This is a genomic window from Psychrobacter sp. H7-1 (assembly GCF_904846585.1).
GTDB classification, from domain to species: Bacteria; Pseudomonadota; Gammaproteobacteria; order Pseudomonadales; family Moraxellaceae; genus Psychrobacter; species Psychrobacter raelei.
Map to the genome: position 1 here is coordinate 1 of NZ_CAJHBH010000018.1, position 20,937 is coordinate 20,937.

Below are 20,937 nucleotides of genomic sequence, written 5' to 3' on the forward strand. Positions count from 1 at the left end.
TCAGTACTTATCCATTCGCTATACTAATAAGATGGCTGATTCTGGCGTTATTGCATCTGTTGGTACAACCGGTGATTCATACGATAATGCATTGGCTGAAACGGTTAACGGGCTTTATAAAACGGAGGTGATTGAATATTTAAAACAGCAGTGGCAAGGTGTAAGTGATGTTGAATTAGCAACTCTTGAATGGGTCGATTGGTTTAACAAAACTCGCATTCATAGTACGATTGGTTATGTGTCGCCTTTTGAGTTTGAGAGACGATACTATGATAGTCTTAATGAGTCAAACAAAGCTGCCTGACTCAAGTAATCCACTCTCCGATATACTCGGGGCGGTTCAGTAAAGTATTAGCAGTTTCTTTAGATCTTAAAAGTTATTACCATTTAATCGATCCTACAGCGATAAGTAGTAAAGCGTTGTGCGAAACAATGAATGTTAACTTAACTAGTGAAGAACGAGATTTTACTGATGCATTGGCTTTCTTTCTAAACGCTTGGTCAGAGAAAGCTTCAAACTTTGGTAGTCTTGCAACTAAAGGTGATAGCAAAATTAATGGGGGCCTAGTAATTGGGCTAACATGCAGTCGCATTATTTCAAATGCACTGTTATATGAGTGGGATAAATTAATACTAGAGAAAATATCTCCAGTTCATTACGGTCGCTACGTCGATGATATGTTTATCGTAATACGCGACCCTGGTACTATTTCCAATAGTACAGACCTAATGAAATTTTTCCAAGAAAGGTTAGGAAAAGATGTATTTTATCAAACCAATAAAGGTGCTCAGATATGGAGTATCCAACAAGGAAAAAGCATTCAAGGAAAGTCAAAAATACAACTTCAGTCGAATAAGCAAAAATTATTCATTTTAGAGGGACAAGCGGGGTTTGATCTGCTGGATAGCATTGAAAAAGACATAAATGAATTATCAAGTGAACATCGATTGCTACCCTATCCAGACCAACTTGAGAATTCTACAGCAGCGAAAGTATTGTCTGCTGCTGGCAATATTGGTGAGAGCGCAGATACTCTCAGAAGAGCCGATGGACTAACAATTCGCCGATTAGGATGGGCATTACAGCTGCGACATGTAGATACATTAGCGCGGGATTTGCCTCCAAACGAATGGAGACAGCACCGTAATGAGTTTTATGATTTTGCTCTCAATCATATATTAAGAGCGGATGCGATATTTACATACTTTAATTATGTGCCGCGTTTGTTAGGATTTGCTATTGGCATGAATGAGTGGAAACAAGCTGAGAGAATAGCACTTAAGGCTTATGAAGCTATTGATGTATTATCCAAGATAGAAACACATAACAACAATGTCATAATCAATGGTACTCAACTGAATACTACAGAGAAAAATATTTGGAGATATATAAAAGGAACCTTGACTTGGCTATTTGTTGACGCCGCGGCTCGTTACTATTCTCCTAATAAACTGTTTTCGAAAGAACGACTTACTAACAAAAAAAGACTCTCTGACTTATTCATCAACCAAATACTTAATAATCTGGCAGAAGTAGAAGATTTACTTAACTTAGACTTTAAAATTGCTGATTTTGAGAAGCAAGCGCCCCACATTGCATTAGCAGATTTAGCAAAGCAGCCTTATAAAGAAATTTTAAAAAGCAAGTCAGCGCAACAGCTGATGCAAATAAGAGTAGGCTATAAAGAAGGTGTGATATTAGAGATTCTTGAAGGGTCAGGCTTGATTGATACTGTAGTTCTTAAAAAGTTTATGAAATCAACAAGAACTATCAGACTATCAGCTGTAAGAAAGGGTAAAAAAACTAATGAAAGTTACTTACCTTATTTATTTCCAACTAGACCTCTAAGCCCATCTGAAATAGCTGAACTGGCACCTGAATGTGTTGGTTTAAACAACGGTGCAATGAGTATATACTCTAACAGCTCTGCTGTCATTTGGGCGAAGTATACTCAAGCTATAAGGGGTGTATGGGTTAAGCCAACACTACTTGCCGTAGAGCAACCAAGTAATAATCAATCAAATAAGAAAAGAAACTTCCTTAAAATAGGTACTAATAGAAACAGCAAGGTTATTGTTGCATTGACTAATATACAAACAGATGATTATGACTATGCATCAACAGCTTCTAATAAACCTAATTTAAGTCAAGAACGTTATCGACAATTAGTAAAAATAGTTAACGATGTTCTAACCATTAAACCTAAACCAAATTACGTGATTTTTCCTGAGCTATCAATACCATTAAAATGGGTAGACAGTATATCTTTAACACTAAGTAAAGCAGGGATTAGTTTGATCGCAGGAACTGAATATCGACACTTCCCTGGAGATAAAGTGCTTTCTGAAGCTGTGTTAGTATTATCTGACAATAGACTAGGTTATCCTGCTTTTGTGCGGATTCGTCAGCCCAAATTACAACCTGCTGTAGGTGAAGATAAAAATCTTACAACAGTGTATGGGAAGCAGTGGGCCATATCAGGAAAAGATATAAACAAGAAGAGATATAGAAAGCCAGTCTATATTCATGATGGATTTCATTTTGGTTTAATGATCTGTTCAGAACTACTAAATAGTAAAGCAAGAATAGATTTTCAAGGTGAAGTTGATGCATTGATGACATTGAGCTGGAATAGAGATTTAGATACATTTTCTTCTTTGATAGAATCATCAGCATTAGATGTGCATTGTTATAAAATATTAGTTAACAATAGAAAGTATGGAGATAGTAGAATCCATGCTCCCGCAAAAAAGACATATTTAAGAGAGATTGCAAGGTTGCGAGGTGGTGATAATAATTATGTTGTGACAGCGACTTTAGATATTAATATGCTGAGAGAATTCCAGAGTAAAGCAAAACGGTGGACTGAGGATAATGACAACTTTAAACCAGTACCCGAAGGCTTCAAATTATGTAGAACTAGAAAAACTGTATTACCAAAATAATACATAAGTAATAGATCTCTTGCAAAAGTACCGTTTTATTTACCTCCGCTAACAGAGTATCAAGGGCTGGCAATGACTTATGCAAAAGATCTAATAATCATTTTATAGGCTGATTTGATATTTGTCAGATACCAACTACCTCATTAGTTCGGTGACAAGAATATTAAGATTATAAATTAATACATGGCATAACTGATTTTTATATAAGTAAAAAAATTGCTAACACTATACATAATATAGTGTTAGCAACCTTCTTTAGTTTAGTGTTTTACTCAGGTGATGTGCTGAATACTGGGGTTTGAAAATGATCGTGATCCCGCTTGTAATATTTTCTTTGATGGTAGCGGTTAATCACTCAAACCCTAAAGAATTAGGTCGTATAGGATTAAAAATATTTCCCTTCTACCTTTTTTCCACAGGTATTGCAGTAGTAATCGGCATCATCTTAGCTAAAGTCACAAACCCAGGGGCTGGTTTTTCTTTGCCTACAGAAGTTGTTATGGATGCTCCTGTTCGCCCATCCTTTATAGATACAATACTGAATATGGTGCCGAGTAATATTTTTAATGCTCTTGCTCAAGGGAATATTCTAGCAGTAGTTTTTGTTTCTGTCATAGCTGGCTTAGCTATTTTGTTTATGCGCCACTCATTGGACAAAAAACAGCAAGAAATGGGCGACTTCTTATTTAAACTCCTCGAAGCTTGTAATGAAGTAATATCTAAAATTCTTAATGGTATCTTGATATATGCGCCTATTGGGGTGTTAGGTATTACGGCTAATACATTTGGAACTCAAGGACTAGACACTGCTATCGCTCTTGGGAAGTTTATCGGCACTTCATACCTTGGAGTAATTATCCTGGTTGGAGTTGCGTTCCCAATAATGATGAAAGTGTTTGGTATTAAAGTTATCCAGTTCTACAAGGATATTAAAGAAGCTGCTTTTACATCATTTGTTACCAGTAGTAGTATCGGTACTTTACCAGTTACTATTAAATGTGCAGAAAAGGCCGGTATTGGTGAACGAGTTGCAAAGCTCACATTGCCTATTGGCGCAACAGTAAATATGAATGGTACAGCAATACGGTTTGGTGTTGCAGTTATCTTTGCCGCAGAAATTATGGGGATGACTTTATCAACGCCAGAGTTGGCTACTATCGTTATAATCGGCACTATGGCAGCTATCGGTACTGCTGGCGTACCAGGGGCTGGATTAATTGGTATGTCTATCGTCTTTACACAAGCAGGCTTACCGATTGAGATTGTGGCACTGACGGCAGGTATTAATATCTTAGTAGATATGATCTTCACTTTTGGTAACGTTGTTGGAGATTTAGTTGGTGCCAAAATAGTTGATCAGACTGAGAAGTGGAAAGGAGATACTGTTGAGGAAAACCAAGTGATTGTCACTTCAGAAGCTGTAATGTAAGGAGCTAATTATAATTTATTAGATTTTGATAAGTAAGATCAATGTAGGTTTATTGGCGCTACATATAACTCTCGGTGAAAGAAAAATATTCACTATCATATCAACCTATCAATCAACTTTGATTAACTTACTTTAATTATTAAGCTTAATTGATAATAGGCCTAATATACAAAAACCCTTACAGCTATTAGCTTGTAAGGGTTTTTATTGTTTAAACTTTAGTAAAATAAAATTATATAATATTTTGATATCCAAATCGCCCCGACTTTGTCGGAAGCTTCTTCGATGCTTATATTTAAGCTTTGCGCTTGCACTCTCGGAAGTTTAGATTTCAGTTTTCATTGTCCTATTCTTTTAGAATATTAAGTCTCTGACAGTCCCGGAGCGATTCAATACTATAAATGTATATAAGGTATGACTGATTTTTATAGAAGTAAAAAAGGTTACCAACACTATATTATTCATAGTGTTGGTAACCCTTTATTACCTGGTGTTTTACTCAGTCGATGTTTTGAATATCGGAGTTTGATAAGCCTAATAACATTAGGCTAACTATCCTACTGATACCGATAGCGTGCAGAACGCGCATGCGCATCCAAATCCTCACGTTGAGCTAAAATGTCAGCAGTTTTAGCTAACGGCTTACTACCACTCTCATTACAGTAAATAATAGATGATTTCTTCTGGAAGTCATAGACACCAAGTGGTGAAGAAAATCTTGCCGTTCCCGATGTTGGCAACACATGGTTAGGACCTGCACAGTAGTCACCAATCGCCTCAGGTGTATGACGACCCATAAAGATAGCACCTGCATGACGAATATCGTTGAGCAGTTCATCAGGATTGTCTACTGACAACTCTAAATGCTCAGGTGCCACTCGATTGATAACGGCCATGCCCTCGCTACGGTCTCTCACTAACACTAGTGCACCGCGATGCTTTAGAGAGTCTCGGGCGATATCGGCTTTTGGCAGATCATTTAACGCTTTTTCAATCTCAGCAGCAACTTCAGCAAGCTGCTTAGGACAGGTTGTCACAAAGATAGCTTGAGCCACACGGTCATGTTCCGCTTGCGACAATAAGTCCATCGCTAGCCAATCAGCACGGTCATCCGTTTCGCCTTCAGCATATACAAGCACTTCTGATGGTCCTGCAATCATATCGATACCCACCTGTCCAAAAACTGCACGCTTTGCAGCGGCCACAAACTTATTTCCAGGACCCGTAATTTTATCCACCTGCGGGATAGTCTCTGTACCATACGCCAATGCTGCAACTGCTTGCGCTCCGCCTATCGTAAATACTCGATCGACTTCTGCTAAATGAGCTGCTGCTAAAACAAGTTGATTGAGTACACCCTTAGGTGCTGGCACCACCATAATCACTTCTTTGACACCAGCTACCTTAGCAGGAATGGCATTCATCAAGACTGATGAGGGATAAGAGGCCAGACCACCTGGCACATAAATACCAACTCGATCAAGTGGCGTGACCTTTTGCCCTAGTCGATTGCCCAGCTCATCCTCATACTGCCACGTTTCTTGTACCTGACGTTGATGAAAGTCTTTTACTCTTGTTGTCGCAATGGTCAATGCAGTCTTTGCTTCATCGTCTAATGTGTCAAACGCTTCAGCCAAAGATTCTTTAGACAACTCAAGCTCATGGATTGATGTGGCTGGATGTTGATCGAACTTCTGAGTTAGTGCCAGTACGACGCTATCACCATCGAGTCTAACTTGAGCAATGATGTCATCTACTGTCTTTAGTAAGTTGGCATCGTTGACAGTTTCGAAGGCAAGCAAAGTAGCTAGCTGCTGCTCAAAATCTGTGTCTTGGGTACTTAACTGGCGCATAAGTCTCATCCTTAATGTTTGTAATTGATGTTGATAACTGATTGAACAAAACAACCTCAGCTCTAAAAAATTAAACTAGGCTGATAGATTCTCTTTGATGTCTAACGTTCATTTAAATCACTTTGAGCGTAAAAGATGTAGTAACTTTTGACCTACTCTAATGACTTGATCATCAGACAACGAAAAGCCGTATTAGCAAATGCGAATACGACCTTTCTGTTAACTCAAAGCAAAACTGACATTGACACTAAGGCATCAGCTTCACTTTTGGGTAAACCATATTGGCAGGAGATAAAACAAAGTCCAAAGTCTCTTTGTTCATTAGCTTTTCACCTAAAACAATATCGTAAACACTGCCGCCCGTTTCTTGCGCTTTTTTAGCCACATAAGAAGAAGACTCATAACCTAGGTGTGGATTCAGTGCAGTGACCAAGCCTATATTATTAAATACCTCAACACGGCAAGCCTCATTATTCATCATAAGACCATCAATACAACGAGTCGCAAAAACCTCACAGACATTTGACAACATGCTCATGCCCGTAAATAAATTGAATGCCATGACGGGTTCGAATACGTTCAGCTGTAACTGACCACTTTCAGAGGCCATAGCGATAGCATTGTCTACCCCCATCACATGAAAGCAAGCCTGATTAACAACTTCTGGGATTACCGGATTTACCTTACCCGGCATAATCGAGCTACCAGGCTGCATTTCTGGCAGACGGTATTGAGCCAGACCTGCCCGCGGGCCAGACGTCTGTAAGCGCAAATCATTGGCGATTTTCGACAAGCGTGCAGCGAGTAAGCGTAAGTTGCCGGACAATGCCACATAAGGACTCGTGTCTTGCGTGGCTTCAATCAAATCTTCAGCGATGTAATAAGGTCTGCCTGTAAGCTCTTCTAATGTTTGTGCACACAGCTCTGAATAGCCAACAGGTGCGTTTAATCCCGTACCAATCGCTGTACCACCCATATTAATTTCGTGAAATAACACACGACTAGATTCTATACGAGCCATCTCTTTTTTGATCATCGTTGCAAAAGCGTTGAATTCTTGACCGGCGGTCATAGGTACTGCATCTTGTAGATGTGTCCGACCCATTTTTAATTCATCAGCAAGCTCAATACTTTTATTTATGAAGCTGTCGTGTAGCACCTTCATCTTTTGTAACAAGCGCGTACAGTAGTCATCCAAAGCGACTTTCATCGCCGTAGGATAGACATCGTTAGTCGATTGTGAAAGATTGACATTATTATTTGGATGGACGTGCTGATAGTCGCCTTTCTGATAGCCTAGGATTTCCAACGCTCTATTGGCGATGACTTCATTGGCATTCATATTGGTTGAAGTACCTGCACCGCCTTGAAACATATCGACGATAAACTGGTCATGATATTTGTTGTCGATCACATCATCACAGGCAGCGACGATAGCGTCTTTGATACGTTCATCGAGCACACCAACTTTATTATTAGCGATTGCCGCGGCTTTTTTTACAGTAGCCAACGCTCTAACAAACGTAGAAAACTGATGCAAGCGTACACCACTAACGGTGAAGTTTTCGAAGGCACGTAAAGTTTGGATACCATAGTAAGCATCGGCTGGAACGTCACGATAGCCAATTAGATCATGCTCTTGGCGAGTAGCAGTATTCATCGGGTAAAACTCCTTTTTATAGAACCCTGATTAATGATAATGTGCTTATGTTGTCATTCGTGTTGGAATGGCAATTGATAGCGTTACTTGGTTAAAGAAATCGTTGCGGCAGAGACGATATTGCTTTTTATACTGCTATCAGCATAACGAGCCCTGCGGCAAATCAATCTATGTTGCTTATGTCTCATCCATGTGTGACATAAATAAAAATACTTTAAAAACGTGAAAAGCGGTAAGGTGTTGGGTCAATTAAAGGTGTGTCACTTTGCATGACCATATCGGCAGCAAGTTGACCTGCAGCAGGCGACGTACCAAATCCATGCCCTGAAAACCCAGTCGCAATAGTCAAACCTGGGATTTTATCGATACGATCTATCACAGGGTTAGAATCTGGCGTTATATCAATCACACCAGCCCATTGTGTTTCAATCTCTGCATGCTCAAAACCCGACCAAGATGCACGTAGATTGTCTAAGGCATTGCCCGTCAGTACTTCATTTGACAGTGGATTCATGGCTCGAACTTTTTCAAAGGGCGATACACTGTCCTCTTTCCATTTGCGTGCTAGACGTAAATCATCCCAAAAATATTTACCTAAGCCAATTTTTAAGAATTTATGCTGCCCCTTTAACGCAGGTAAAAACTTTAACCCTAGCAACAAATGGTCTATGGTTAATGGCGCATCTAACTTACCTCTTTGCGAAATAATATAACCACCATCTCTATGCTTTCTGAATGAAAAATCTGGGGCGCCTACAGAGGGGTCAAATTTAATATCCATTGGCTTGGTTTTCAACACCGAGCATATCGTTGGTAATGTCGGCAAATTGACGCCCAAATTTCCTAAGAATCTACGCGACCAAATCCCGCCCGCCAACAACACCTCTTGGCAAAGAATCTCACCTTGTTCAGTAATGACGCCAGACACACGCCCGCCTTTGGTGGCCAGCGTTCTGACCGCACAGTTTTCGATGATGACAGCGCCTTTAGCAATGGCGGCATTGGCAATAGCACTCGATGCCAATGTCGGCTCTGCGCGCCCATCAGATGCCGTGTAAATCCCGCCCGCCCATTTGCCGCGACCGTTTGGCACGAGCTGGTCAATCTGCTTGGCCGTGACCATACGCGAATCAAGATTTAATGACTGTGTAGAGTTATGCCAACTCTCATACCCTGCTATTTCGGCAGGTGTTCTGCCAATAAACAAGATACCAGACTGACTATATCCCACATCAGCACCTACTCTTTTAGACATCTCTGCCCACAACTTGTCAGAGGCTAGCGCCAAAGGCACATCATCAGAAAGACGATTGGTTTTTCGAATCCATCCCAAATTACGAGAGGACTGCTCACCCGCGATTCTTCCTTTTTCTAGTACCACGACAGGTACATTGCGTTCAGCAAGTGTTAAGGCGGCGGTTAATCCAACAATACCGCCACCAATGATGACCACAGTAGTAGCATGCGGTAAATTGGTCGCAGGATTGATAATCGGTTTTATGATAGGTGCCATTGGAACCGTACTCCTTATGGCTTATTATTGGCCAATATTGATGGTAACTGTTTCTGCACTTGAGGCGCCTTTGAACGCAGTCACTTCTATCTCTACTTTGTAGATATCAGAACCCAGCGGTGGGCAGCTAACGGTAGTAGCAGGATCAACACCTCTAAACTTCTCCCCGACTATTTCCATAATATCCATTGTATTTTTTGGATCTTGAATGAAAACACGAGACATCACCACATCTGCCAATGACGCGTCCACTGCTTTTAGCGCCCGTTCAATATTGGCAAATACTTGCAGAGTCTGTTCCTTCAAATCGTCTGGAATTTCTTTGGTCTCAGGACAACGTCCCGCTGTGTTAGAAACAAAAATCCAATTATCTACACATACTAGACGTGAATAACTGCTGTGCTCTTCTAGCGCTGAACCTGTCTTTAATTTAGTAATTTTCGTCATTGTCATTCTCTCAGTTGAATGTAGTTAAAACACAATTTATAACTTATCAAAAGTTATAACGCTGTCAGGCTACGTAAATAAGTTAATAGCCTGAAATAAATAAGCTTAGCTAGATGGCACTACTTAACATAGAACTGGGGTGTCCCATAAGTTAAGCTTCACACCAATACCTTTTTCAATCGCGTTGCGATATACGACGGTCGCCCACGCCACATCTTCGATAGGCAAGCCACCAACAGACAAGATAATAATCTCTTCGTCATTTTGGCGTGCAGGTGCATCACCACTGATGATTTTGGCTAAGTCTTCTATGTCTTCTTTTTTTAGAGCACATTCATCAACCATATCCATGAACTTTACGCCAATGATTGGCACATAATTATGAGCAGGCTTATGGTCTGATTCCTCAAACCAAGCTTCGTATAATCCAGTGCAATCTAAAACTTTTCTGAAATCAGAGGTAGCGAGCGCATCATCAATATTACAAGCCGCTGGCATCGCCATGAATGCGCCAGGCTTTAACCATTCCTTTTTAATGATGGGATAAGTTGCCGCATCGCCAACGACGCTTGAAGCACAATAAGTCACGATATCTGAGCCACGAACTAAATCCTCTAATTCATCGACGATTTGCACGTCGATCTGTGGATGCGCTGCAGTCACCCAGTCTATAAACTTGTTTAAACTTTTTTGGCCTCGGCCCTTAATTTTTAAGGTGTCAATTTGAGGACACGTTACAACCAACGCACTTAGTGCCGTTCTAGCCATGACTCCAGGTCCTAAGATTCCGACTACTTTGCTGTCTTTCTTAGCTAAGTATCTCGCACCTACACCAGAAATAGCCCCTGTACGATGCGCTGATAATAAGTTTGCTGACATCAAAGCCAAAGGCGCGCCAGTGTCAGTATCATTTAGCATAAAGGTGAGAATAGAGCGTGGCAGACCTTTACCTCTATTTTCTGTGTTTGAGCCGTACCATTTGACACCCGTCGTTTGAAAGCTACCGCCTAAGTAAGCAGGCATCGCCATAAACCGTCGATCAGCCGTATTTTTTGGCATATTAGGAAATGGAGATTCGTCAGGGAACATCATCATGGCGCCATGAGAATCATTATTAGGTCCAGCCATACGATAGTCACCGCTGTATAGCAGTTTGAACATATCGTCCATGGTATCTACGCACTGAGCCATGTCAGTCACGCCAGCCGCAATCATGTCTGGCTCTGATAAATAAATAAAATCAATCTTCGTATTGGCATATTCCGTTGTCATTTTATTCTCACTTCCTTATTTGTTTACGTTGCTTGCTGTCACTTAATAGTCACACACTACAAATCCTATAAATAGAATAAATCGGCAATAGAAAACCTAAAACCTGACTTTTTATAAGCAAGTTAATAATAAAATTATGAGGTGTTGGAATTGATGAATTGAAACGAATCAAGCGATATCAAAGAAGCGATCACAGCTAAGGAGATAAATTACTTTAGGAGAGACAATGCAGAAATATGCGGTCATCAATAGCTTGATGCCGTTCAATGAGAATAGGACGATTAAAAATAGCAGATAATTAAAATACAGACGCCATAAAATTTCGATTTTATAACAATAACGGATCTATAGAGCGAAGCCCTAGAACTAAGTCCTGTGAATATACTTATTCAGCATATGCTGGAACTCTCTTGGACCTTGTCCATTGTATTGTTTAAATTGTCGAAAGAAATGTGCTTGGTCTGAGTAACCAGTGTCGATTGCAAGATCGGTTAGGCGCTTGCAGTCATTTTGCATCAACCTATCTAATACGTGCTGATATCTCAAAATTAGATTGCAGGCTTTCGGAGAAAAACCATAATAATCATTAAAGGAATTACTGATGGTTCGAGCAGAATAGCCGCTTTGATGACATAACTCGGTGATACTGATATTACCGTGATGTTTTAACATCAGGTTAATCAGTACATGATATAGCTTAGAGGACTGCAATAAATCCGTCTTTTGACTGCAAGTTTGTTGGAAGACACTGATTTGTTGTTCGAAGCTTTGACAGTCAGATAGCCTATCGACCAAAGAAGCGCCTAATACAGAAATATCCTGTAAAGGAATGCTTTGATCAATAATATCTCCTGGCTTGATAGACAAAAAACTCGGCACTATACCAATTTGATAGCGTATGCCAAAGTATGAGCAGCCATGCTCAAAGACCGTTTTTCCAAGCTTTCGCCAACTGCCGCACGCCCATGCTTCAGGTTTGTCTTTGTGCAATTTAAAAATAATATCGATACTGGCATCAGGCACCACACTAACTGCATCCCCTTCTTTGTCTAAGGTAAAGCAATAAAAGTGAGCAATACCATCACGATTGATCTCTTTTTTTTGGTAGCTGTTTTGCGCATCTAATATAAAATACGGCTGAATTGGACTGATTAATTGAGTGTTCATGAGCCTCCCTGACAAATAGTAATAGGTATCAAAGGCTGGGAATGGCGACCAAAAACGAGGTTGGTCACCATTCTATGAGTCATTAAAGTATATACACTACAGCAACCCAAGTGAATAGCACCATTCCTATATTAATATGTGTAAAGGTAGGAATAACACTGTCTATCATATGGTCATGCTGTCCGTCCGCATTCAAACCTGCTGTGGTCCCTAGTGTGATACTAGATGCTGGCGAGCCTGCATCGCCTAACGCTGCTGATGCTCCCAATATAGCCAAACTGGCTAATGGTGAAAAACCGAGTAATAAGGCTAATGGTAAATAGATAGGCGCAAGAATTGCGACAGAGGCAAATGAATCCCCAAAACCGATGGTGATAAAGAGCCCCATCAATATCATGACAGTAGCACCCATCACTCTGTTGTCACCAATATAATTCATGAAAAGTTCAATCAATGAGTTTACTTCACCAGTCGCAGTAATCACACCTGCAAAACCAGTCGCAAGTGTAATGACGACACTGATTTCTGCCATCAATGCAACACCTTGAGTAAAGACACCATCTTGCTCATTCCAACGGAAAATACGAGAAAACGATAAGATGACAAAACCTATTAACGCCCCTACTAATAATGAGTCATACATAATTTGTAAAGTTAAAGCGACCCCAATCGAGATGAGCGTAATAGCAATCTGAAATTTATTGATGGGTTTGTCTGATTTAACTGTAGAGGTTAATACCGGAAGGTCTTTATACTCACGGCGTTTGCGATACGTGATAAATACCGCAAACAACATCCCGGCAATAATCCCCATCACTGGAAAGAACATCGCTTTGGGTGCCATGCTGGCTGTCGCAACGAAGCCTAAGCTTGCACCAACGTCATTAGCGCTTGCCAATAATATTTGTTTGAGATACACATCACCAAAACCATATGGGATGAGTAAGTAAGCAACACTGATACAAGAGGCTAAGACACATGCAACAGCACGGCGATCCATTTTCAACTCATTCATAATATGGATCAGTGGTGGGATAAGAATAGGAATAAAAGCGATATGTACGGGAACCAGGTTTTGTGACATCAATGCGGCGACTGCAAATATAATAAACAGCGTCCACTTAATACGTTTATGCGCAGTGGACGTTTTGCTGTCCATTTTTTTGGTGATTTTAGCTGCGAACAGCTCTAATAATCCACTACGAGCCAACGCCACTGCAAAGGCACCAATCATGATATAGGTAATACCAATTTGAGCACCTGAAAGCAAGTTTTCATTAAAAGCAGCTAATGAATCCCCAAAAGAAAGCCCCGATTGTAGACCACCTAATAAAGCAGCCATAATAAGGGCAATGGGAACCGGCATTTTTATTAGACAAAACGTGACCATTAATATAATGGTTAGAGCGACGGCATTAATGTGAATACCAAGTAATAGCGATAAAAGATAGATCGCCACTATAATAACGAGTGTGGGCAGAGCCCTTTTTAATAGAAAATTTGGCGTGGGTGGGTTTAGAGTCATATTCATAAAATCCCTTAATATGATTAATAGCCAATGTGAAATATAAGATAAATAGTATTAAGATTTAAAAATAATTTATTCGCTCTGTGTTATGAATCAGAGCGAATAAACTATTAGCAACTTTTATTGATTGATAACATCCATGCCACCAACCAACTTAAATTTTTCTGAATATGACTTCTGTACCAAACAAAAAGTAACAACTAGCCTCTATGTCAAGTACCAACCTAAAGGCGCTTCACTGTGGTATGTCGTGATTTGTTTGGTTTCTAAATAATTATCAAGTCCCCAAGTGCCCAACTCTCGCCCTATGCCACTCTGTTTGTAACCACCCCAAGGCGCTTGTAAAAATAGCGGCTGTGAGCAATTGACCCAGATAATACCTGCTTGTAGATTTCGAGCGACACGATTGGCCCTATCAATGTCTTTAGAAATAACGCCAGCGGCCAGACCCAGCTCTGAATTATTGGCACTTGCAACTGCTTCTGCTTCATCTGTAAAACGACGAAGGGCAACGACAGGTCCAAAAATCTCATCTGTCCAAATAGGATGATCTTCAGGAACATCTCCAAAAACGGTCGGCTCAATAAAATAGCCTTTATCAAATCCGCTGGCTCGTTTGCCACCAGTTAAGACGTTAACACCGTCAGACTTACCTTTTTCAAGCGTCGTTATAACAGCGTCATACTGTTTTTTATTGACGACAGGCCCCAACTGAACCCCTTTATCCATACCATTACCAATGACGATCTTTTCAGCTTCTTGTACTAAGCGTGCTGTCAATTCATCATAGATGCCGTCTTGAACTAATACTCTTGAGGTTGCAGAACAGACTTGACCTTGGTTCCAAAAAATACCAAACATAATCCATTCGACTGCTGTCTCAATATCGACATCATCAAAAATAATGAGTGGTGATTTCCCACCAAGCTCAAGGCTAATTTTCTTCACCGTATTTGCAGCTGATCGCATGATCTGCTTGCCGACTGGGCCACTACCAGTAAAGGCGACTTTGTCTACAGCAGGATGCTCGCATAAGATCGGCCCTATTTTTGAGCCATGACCAGTGACGATGTTTAATACGCCATTAGGTAACCCAACCTTTTGACAGATACGGCCAAGCTCTATGGCCGTCATTGAGGTGACTTCTGCGGGCTTTAATACCATCGTACAACCTGCAGCTAAAGCAGGAGCGACTTTCCAAGCGGCCATATCTAAAGGAAAATTCCATGGAATAATGGCACTGACTACTCCTAATGGCTCTTTACGAACTAGGCAGCTATAACCCTCACTATGAATCTCTAGCTCAGACTCTTGGTTGTTATCGAAATCTTCTGCTAGGTTGGCATAAAACTCAAAACAATCGATTACACCGTTCATATCCAACTGAGCTTCTGTAAAAGGCTTGCCGTTGTCTTGTACTTCTAACTGCGCCAAAAAATCCAAATTATCTCTGATCTCTTTGGCAATAGCGCGCAGATACTTCGCACGCTGTGAGCCTGTGAGTCCAGACCAACTACCGTTATCGAATGCTTCTCTAGCGGCTTTAATAGCTGCTTCTGCATCTTCGACAGACGCGTTAGCAATGTCAGTAATCACACTTTCATTACTAGGGTCGATATTAGCGATAGTGGCTCCGGTTGATGGTGTCACCCATTTGCCGTCAATATAGAGTTCGTTGTATGTATTCATCAATTATTCCTATAGAAATTTGGTTTGTTAGCGTATTTAGCGTCCTTAACTATACTCGTGATATTTTTTCTTAATAGCGATATGTTCAGCGATACGCCCAGCATCATGCCAAACTCCCCAAATAAAGGATGACCCCTGACCTGACAAGAAAGGTAAGCCGACAAAATAAATACCAGTTGCTGAAGTGACACCGCGATTATGTAGTGGGCGACCGACATCATCTAATACGTCAACCTCTAACCAACTATAGTCATACTTGAATCCAGTTGCCCAAATCACGCTAGTAATATTACTTTCACTAAAATCTATCGATAGACTCGGATTACTAATAGATTCAGGTAACTCTAAGAATTCACGTGCTTCTGGCTCTTCAGGTAGGTCTAGACCATTATCCTCAACATATTTATCTGCCACATCCAAAAGCGCCAAATAGTTTTGCTCCGCTTCATTGACGTTTTCAAATAAATCATCATTGAACGTTAGCGTGTCGCCTGAAAATGATTTTGTTAAACCTAATAAATGAATACCGTCATGAGCTAATTTACGGAAATCAACTGTTTCTCCACCATTCATACCGCTGACAGCAAAGCCTTTTAATGGTCCATCATTTGGTTTTTCTCTGTCCCAACCGCCTAATACGCCTAACCACCAAACATTGTCACGGCCTCTATAGCGTCTTGGTGGACGTTCATGCGCACCAACAGACAAATAAACTTTTTTGCCAGCGGCGTTTAATTCTTTAGCAATCTGTACGCCTGATGAACCACTACCAATCACTAATACAGCACCCTCTGGCAACTGTTCAGGATTTTTATAACTATCCGAGTGGATTTGTTGTACGTTAACAGTTGTAGGGATAATCGGTGGAATAGAAGGTACTTGGAATGCACCTGTTGCTACCACAATACGCTTGGCTTCTAGCTCACCCTCTGAGGTAGTGACGTGATAGCCTTGTCTGCCCTGTAAAGGCGTAACCTTAGTAACCGCAACACCTGTTTGAACAGGGGCATTGATATGTTCGGCATATTTTTGGAAGTAATCCGCAACCTTGTCATGATGAATAAACCCTTCTTGGTCATCCTCAAACAGCATGCTAGGAAAGCGATCATGCCAGCAAGGTCCGTTGGCAACTAAAGAGTCCCAGCGGCGAGTACGCCATGCTTCTGCAATACGATTCTTTTCTAAGACAATGTGCTCAATGCCTTCCTTAGACAGGTGCTCACTCATTGCAATACCAGCTTGTCCACCGCCAATTACTAACGTATCCGTCGTCTGCATTATTTTCTCCAGTAAATTAATTTCTATCTACATCCTATGTGAAACAACAACAATTTAAATAACTCTTTTAATAACTATTGCTTCAGAAAAACAAAATCAATAGAAAACTCACAAGTAAGTAATGATGCCCAAAATAATTTCGCTTCTCTGGTTTACTATTTCTGAATCAGAAGTACAAAAAATCAGAATAGATAAGGTTTCAGAGTTTACCTATACTAAATTTTCTTCATTTATTTAACTAAAGGGTACAGAACATGAAACATGAAAGGATTCGCTGCTTCAACACCAAAGAAACTTACCCCGAACAAAGTATAGACAATGATCTGTGTCAGGCAGTCGTTGCTAGAGGGCGTACTGTTTTTCTTCGAGGTCAAATTGGACAGAATCTCGAAACCACAGAAAGTGTTTGCCTTGCCGATGTGGCAGGACAGACAGAAAGAGCGATGTACAACATTGATATGCTATTAAAAGAAGCAGGTGGTGAATTAGAAGATATCTGCAAAATCACGATTTATATCGTTGATCCACGCTATCGTGAAGACGTTTACCGTGTCGTCGGCAAGTGGCTAAAAGGCGTATACCCGGTCTCTACCGGTATTGTAGTCACGGCATTAGCCAGACCTGAGTGGCTAGTAGAAGTAGACGCCACTGCTGTCATTCCTGACTAACGCAGACCTAGACTTAAACTATCAGGTAAACACTATTGCATTTGGAGATTAACATGACCTTTTCTATTATTGCTCGCTGTAAAAAAACAGGACAAATTGGAGGTGCCGTGTCATCTTCTTCACCTGCAGTTGCGTCACGATGTTTGCATGGTCGCGCTGGGGTCGGCATGGTAATGAGTCAAAACATTACTGATCCTATTCTGGGTACCAAAATTCTCGATGCTTTAGAGAAAGGCGACACGCCAGAGAACGCTATTAAACGTTTGGTTGAAACTGAAGACTTTATACAGTATCGCCAGTTGGTTGCTTTGAATAATGAAGACAAAGGCGCGGTATTCAGTGGCGAGCAGACGTTAGGCGTTCATGGGCATTTCATCAGCACAGATGTGGTTAGTGCCGGAAACTTGCTCGATAACGATACTGTGCCACAAGCGATTGTTGAGGCATTTGAGCAGACTGATGGATCCCTAGCAGAGCGCCTGTTGGTGGCTATGAAAGCAGGTTTGTCTGCTGGCGGTGAAGCTGGACCTGTTCATTCCGTTGGCTTGATGGTTATGGCTAAAGACATACAGTGGCCTATCGTCGACTTACGATTAGACTGGTCAGAGAACCCAATTGATGATTTAGCGACTGCTTGGCAGGTTTATGAGCCACAAATGAATGACTATATAGCAAGAGCGGTAGATCCAACGACTGCACCAAGTTACGGCGTGCCTGGTGATTTGTGAATAAAATAGTGTAATACGACGCGTTATGTTTAATAATTGAGGGTACAGTGACAGTACCCTTTTATTAAATATATGAGTATATACATGAACCGCCGAATCTCTTTACGTCAGATGGAATATTTCGTTGGTGCTGCCAAACATGGCAGCATCCTAGCCGCTTCAGAAGAAGTGCATATCTCGTCGCCATCGATTTCGGCCGCTATTGCTCATATTGAAAAAGAATTAGAGGTGCAGCTTTTTATTCGGCAACACGCAAAAGGTCTACAGCTAACCCCAGTAGGCGAAATACTCAAAAAAAAATGCCAAAGAATTCTAGATGAAACGTCAGATCTTTATGCTTGGGCTGCTGAGATCTCTAGTGAGGTAAAAGGCAAACTCAAGCTGGGTTGTTATATTGGTGCAGCACCCACCTTATATTCCGCAGTAGTCCAACATTATTCGCAAACCTTTGAACAAGTCGAGATCGATTTAAACCTAGATACGCCTCGTATGCTTATGATGTCAGTACTCTCTAACAAACTAGATTTAGCACTAACTTTTGATTTGGAGATTGATGAGAAGCAGGTGAACTTTCAGCCACTAGCGAGCTTACCCCCTTATGCCTTAGTTTCTGCGAACCATCCTTTAGCATCAGAGAAGTCCGTTACCCTAAAAACTTTGTCCAAACTGCCTATGGTTTTATTAGATATCCCCTACAGTTATGAGTATTTTTTATCACTTTTTGAACAGCAAGGTTTAACACCGAATATTCATACCCAAAGTCATTATGTTGAGATTGTCAAAACCATGGTCGCCAATGAGTTGGGTTACAGTATTTTTAATACAAGACCTAGAGTAAATACCGCTATGGATGGCAAAGAGTTAGTACGCATACCTATTCAAGGAAATCTGAGACCAATGAAAATAGGTGTTATGACGCCAATTAATGCACATAACACGCTATTGGTTAAATCCTTTATTCAACACTGTCAGCGTTGCTTTGCTGATGGCAATATTCCTGGAATGAGTCCTTTATAAAAACGACCAATAACATCCAGATTTAAGAGGTTATTTATGTCAATAATAAATAAAGACAGCAGTATAGAAATATTAAAAACCCTGATTAGTTTTGACACGACTTCTTATAAAAGTAATTTATCTTTAATTGAAGCTGTTAAATCTCTATTCGAAAGCCACGGTATTTTCGTGATTGTCGATTATAGCGAAGAAGGCAACAAAGCCAATTTATTCGCCTCTACTGGTCCAACCGAGGAACACGGTGTCTTATTATCAGGGCATACCGATGTGGTTCCTGCTAATAAAGACCACTGGGAAAGTGATCCTTTCATCGCTGATGAACGTGATGATAAAATTTATGGGCGCGGTTCGACGGATATGAAAGGCTTTATTGCTTGTGTGATTAGAATAATGTGCCAAGCCAGCCAGCAGAAACTGACTATCCCGCTGCATGTATGCTTATCTTTTGATGAAGAAATTGGTTGCTTGGGTGTTAGAAATATATTGCCTCAGTTGCCAACGTTAATTAAGACGCCACGGTTTTGTGTGATTGGTGAGCCTACCTCGATGCAAATAGCGTTAGGACATAAAGGCAAGGCAGTTTATCAAGCGCGTTGTAGTGGAGAGAATGGGCATTCTTCTATGGCACCCAATTACCGCAATGCGATTCATGTTGCCACACAAGTAGTGACGTCTTTGGTAGACAGTCAAAATGAATTGGCTCTTAGCGGACAACGTGATGAAGAGTATGACATCCCTTACACCACTATTCATGTTGGAAAAATTCAAGGTGGTACTGCCTTAAACGTGGTCTCAGACAGCTGCACCATAGATTATGAGATACGTCACATAGCGGAAGACAGCATTGACACGATTACAGATATCATCAATACAAACCTGCAAAAACACTCTCACAGTCAATATGCCAATATCCACTTTATGAATGCTTATCCAGGGTTAAGTACCAGTCATGAGCATCCTGAATTGCAATTTTTGAAATCCCTACTCTCAGATGATACCACCGTTGGGAAGATATCTTTTGGGACAGAAGGTGGTTTGTTTTCTCAAACCTTTGATAGCCCTATTTTTGTTTGTGGGCCAGGTTCTATGGAGCAAGGGCATAAACCCAATGAGTATGTAGAAGTCTCTGAAATGGATAAGTGTGACTTGTTTTTAGAGAACTTATTAAAACAGCTGAAATAGCGTCAAACCTGCTCAATTCTCTGAAACTCATTGAAAAATTAAAATGTACAATTATTCGTTGGTTGGCTCGTTTATTCTTGATTGCCGTATTGAACGCATAGCGTACTAAATTAGTGGTCATGCGTTCAATACGGCATAGCCTAACAGATCTTTAGTGTAGAAATCTTTAACACCTACCAAGTATAGCCAACCCTCGTTTGTCCATATGTCAGTAATGTCACTAACCCAAGCCTCATTAGGTCGATTGGTATTAAATGTTTGGCTTAGAAGGTTTGGGTAGACCAACTTACTATGGTTTGATTTGAGCGTACTCATAATTTGAGCACGCTTTCCTTAACATCTATTACATGTACATGTTTATGAGTGTTCTTATTTTTCGGTGAGATTACCCTTCCACCGAGATGTGGCACGTGCTCAAACAAAGAACGTGCATGCTACCATTGCTGATATTTACTTCACTGAGCTAGTGCTTGGTAGTCTGATTTATTTAGCTAACAATCAAGGTCATGTTATCACTGGTGTGGATAACTTATATAATTTAGCCAAATAGCACATGTACC

General features: G+C 40.7%; 16 protein-coding genes and 1 pseudogene. 7 read left to right on the forward strand and 10 right to left on the reverse strand.

The window, feature by feature from the left end; genetic code table 11:
* The 3 genes from JMX92_RS07005 to JMX92_RS07015 form a co-directional block, all read left to right on the forward strand.
* On the forward strand, positions 1 to 304 hold a 304-nt coding region (locus JMX92_RS07005), incomplete at its 5' end, for an integrase core domain-containing protein (protein ID WP_201544737.1).
* Positions 305 to 432: 128 nt separating this feature from the next.
* Positions 433 to 2,946, forward strand: a complete 2,514-nt coding sequence (locus JMX92_RS07010) for a hypothetical protein (protein WP_227675302.1) — start codon at positions 433 to 435, stop codon at positions 2,944 to 2,946.
* 304 nt (positions 2,947 to 3,250) lie between these two features.
* A complete protein-coding gene (locus tag JMX92_RS07015) occupies positions 3,251 to 4,375 on the forward strand; it encodes a dicarboxylate/amino acid:cation symporter (protein ID WP_265089769.1) in 1,125 nt (374 codons plus the stop codon).
* Positions 4,376 to 4,932: 557 nt separating this feature from the next.
* Here the strand turns inward: JMX92_RS07015 and hisD are convergent.
* From hisD to JMX92_RS07060, 9 genes are all read right to left on the reverse strand, one after another.
* A complete protein-coding gene (gene hisD, locus JMX92_RS07020; RefSeq protein WP_201544745.1) occupies positions 4,933 to 6,228 on the reverse strand; it encodes a histidinol dehydrogenase in 1,296 nt (431 codons plus the stop codon).
* Between the two features lie 247 nt (positions 6,229 to 6,475).
* A complete protein-coding gene (locus JMX92_RS07025; protein ID WP_201544747.1) occupies positions 6,476 to 7,888 on the reverse strand; it encodes an aspartate ammonia-lyase in 1,413 nt (470 codons plus the stop codon).
* Positions 7,889 to 8,102: 214 nt separating this feature from the next.
* On the reverse strand, positions 8,103 to 9,401 hold the full coding sequence (locus JMX92_RS07030; protein ID WP_201544749.1) for an NAD(P)/FAD-dependent oxidoreductase: 1,299 nt from the start codon (positions 9,399 to 9,401) through the stop codon (positions 8,103 to 8,105).
* Between the two features lie 24 nt (positions 9,402 to 9,425).
* On the reverse strand, positions 9,426 to 9,848 hold the full coding sequence (locus JMX92_RS07035; RefSeq protein ID WP_201544751.1) for a RidA family protein: 423 nt from the start codon (positions 9,846 to 9,848) through the stop codon (positions 9,426 to 9,428).
* A 123-nt stretch (positions 9,849 to 9,971) separates the two neighbouring features.
* The gene (locus tag JMX92_RS07040) at positions 9,972 to 11,120 is read right to left on the reverse strand and encodes a tyramine oxidase subunit B (RefSeq protein WP_201544753.1); all 1,149 of its coding nucleotides are present in this window, start codon (positions 11,118 to 11,120) and stop codon (positions 9,972 to 9,974) included.
* A gap of 366 nt (positions 11,121 to 11,486) precedes the next feature.
* Positions 11,487 to 12,287 (reverse strand): helix-turn-helix domain-containing protein, encoded by an 801-nt coding sequence (locus JMX92_RS07045; protein ID WP_201544755.1) that lies wholly within the window; start codon positions 12,285 to 12,287, stop codon positions 11,487 to 11,489.
* 82 nt (positions 12,288 to 12,369) lie between these two features.
* Entirely contained in the window at positions 12,370 to 13,812 is a 1,443-nt protein-coding gene (locus tag JMX92_RS07050) for a Na+/H+ antiporter NhaC family protein (protein ID WP_201544757.1), read from the reverse strand.
* Between the two features lie 210 nt (positions 13,813 to 14,022).
* Complete coding sequence (locus JMX92_RS07055) at positions 14,023 to 15,504, reverse strand: aldehyde dehydrogenase family protein (protein ID WP_201544759.1); 1,482 nt, start codon at positions 15,502 to 15,504, stop codon at positions 14,023 to 14,025.
* A gap of 45 nt (positions 15,505 to 15,549) precedes the next feature.
* The gene (locus JMX92_RS07060) at positions 15,550 to 16,782 is read right to left on the reverse strand and encodes a flavin-containing monooxygenase (RefSeq protein WP_201544761.1); all 1,233 of its coding nucleotides are present in this window, start codon (positions 16,780 to 16,782) and stop codon (positions 15,550 to 15,552) included.
* Between the two features lie 254 nt (positions 16,783 to 17,036).
* On the opposite strand from JMX92_RS07060, the gene JMX92_RS07065 reads away from it, so the two are divergent.
* From JMX92_RS07065 to argE, 4 genes are all read left to right on the forward strand, one after another.
* The gene (locus JMX92_RS07065; RefSeq protein ID WP_110924355.1) at positions 17,037 to 17,450 is read left to right on the forward strand and encodes a RidA family protein; all 414 of its coding nucleotides are present in this window, start codon (positions 17,037 to 17,039) and stop codon (positions 17,448 to 17,450) included.
* A 53-nt stretch (positions 17,451 to 17,503) separates the two neighbouring features.
* A complete protein-coding gene (locus tag JMX92_RS07070) occupies positions 17,504 to 18,178 on the forward strand; it encodes a DUF1028 domain-containing protein (protein ID WP_201544763.1) in 675 nt (224 codons plus the stop codon).
* Between the two features lie 84 nt (positions 18,179 to 18,262).
* Entirely contained in the window at positions 18,263 to 19,195 is a 933-nt protein-coding gene (locus JMX92_RS07075; protein ID WP_201544765.1) for a LysR family transcriptional regulator, read from the forward strand.
* A gap of 36 nt (positions 19,196 to 19,231) precedes the next feature.
* Entirely contained in the window at positions 19,232 to 20,377 is a 1,146-nt protein-coding gene (gene argE / locus JMX92_RS07080; protein WP_265089770.1) for an acetylornithine deacetylase, read from the forward strand.
* A gap of 43 nt (positions 20,378 to 20,420) precedes the next feature.
* On the opposite strand, the pseudogene JMX92_RS13510 reads toward argE, so the two are convergent.
* Positions 20,421 to 20,686, reverse strand: a pseudogene (locus tag JMX92_RS13510) (DDE-type integrase/transposase/recombinase); the annotation flags it as partial.
* Between the last annotated feature and the right edge of the window lie 251 nt (positions 20,687 to 20,937).

Coding starts and splice junctions, on each gene's coding strand:
- JMX92_RS07010 (WP_227675302.1), top strand. CDS start 433: ATGAATGTTAACTTAACTAGTGAAGAACGAGATTTTACTGATGCATTG.
- JMX92_RS07060 (WP_201544761.1), bottom strand. CDS start 16,782: ATGCAGACGACGGATACGTTAGTAATTGGCGGTGGACAAGCTGGTATT.
- JMX92_RS07045 (WP_201544755.1), bottom strand. CDS start 12,287: ATGAACACTCAATTAATCAGTCCAATTCAGCCGTATTTTATATTAGAT.
- JMX92_RS07065 (WP_110924355.1), top strand. CDS start 17,037: ATGAAACATGAAAGGATTCGCTGCTTCAACACCAAAGAAACTTACCCC.
- JMX92_RS07070 (WP_201544763.1), top strand. CDS start 17,504: ATGACCTTTTCTATTATTGCTCGCTGTAAAAAAACAGGACAAATTGGA.
- JMX92_RS07025 (WP_201544747.1), bottom strand. CDS start 7,888: ATGAATACTGCTACTCGCCAAGAGCATGATCTAATTGGCTATCGTGAC.
- JMX92_RS07050 (WP_201544757.1), bottom strand. CDS start 13,812: ATGACTCTAAACCCACCCACGCCAAATTTTCTATTAAAAAGGGCTCTG.
- JMX92_RS07035 (WP_201544751.1), bottom strand. CDS start 9,848: ATGACGAAAATTACTAAATTAAAGACAGGTTCAGCGCTAGAAGAGCAC.
- JMX92_RS07040 (WP_201544753.1), bottom strand. CDS start 11,120: ATGACAACGGAATATGCCAATACGAAGATTGATTTTATTTATTTATCA.
- JMX92_RS07015 (WP_265089769.1), top strand. CDS start 3,251: ATGATCGTGATCCCGCTTGTAATATTTTCTTTGATGGTAGCGGTTAAT.
- JMX92_RS07075 (WP_201544765.1), top strand. CDS start 18,263: ATGAACCGCCGAATCTCTTTACGTCAGATGGAATATTTCGTTGGTGCT.
- JMX92_RS07055 (WP_201544759.1), bottom strand. CDS start 15,504: ATGAATACATACAACGAACTCTATATTGACGGCAAATGGGTGACACCA.
- JMX92_RS07030 (WP_201544749.1), bottom strand. CDS start 9,401: ATGGCACCTATCATAAAACCGATTATCAATCCTGCGACCAATTTACCG.
- argE (WP_265089770.1), top strand. CDS start 19,232: ATGTCAATAATAAATAAAGACAGCAGTATAGAAATATTAAAAACCCTG.
- hisD (WP_201544745.1), bottom strand. CDS start 6,228: ATGCGCCAGTTAAGTACCCAAGACACAGATTTTGAGCAGCAGCTAGCT.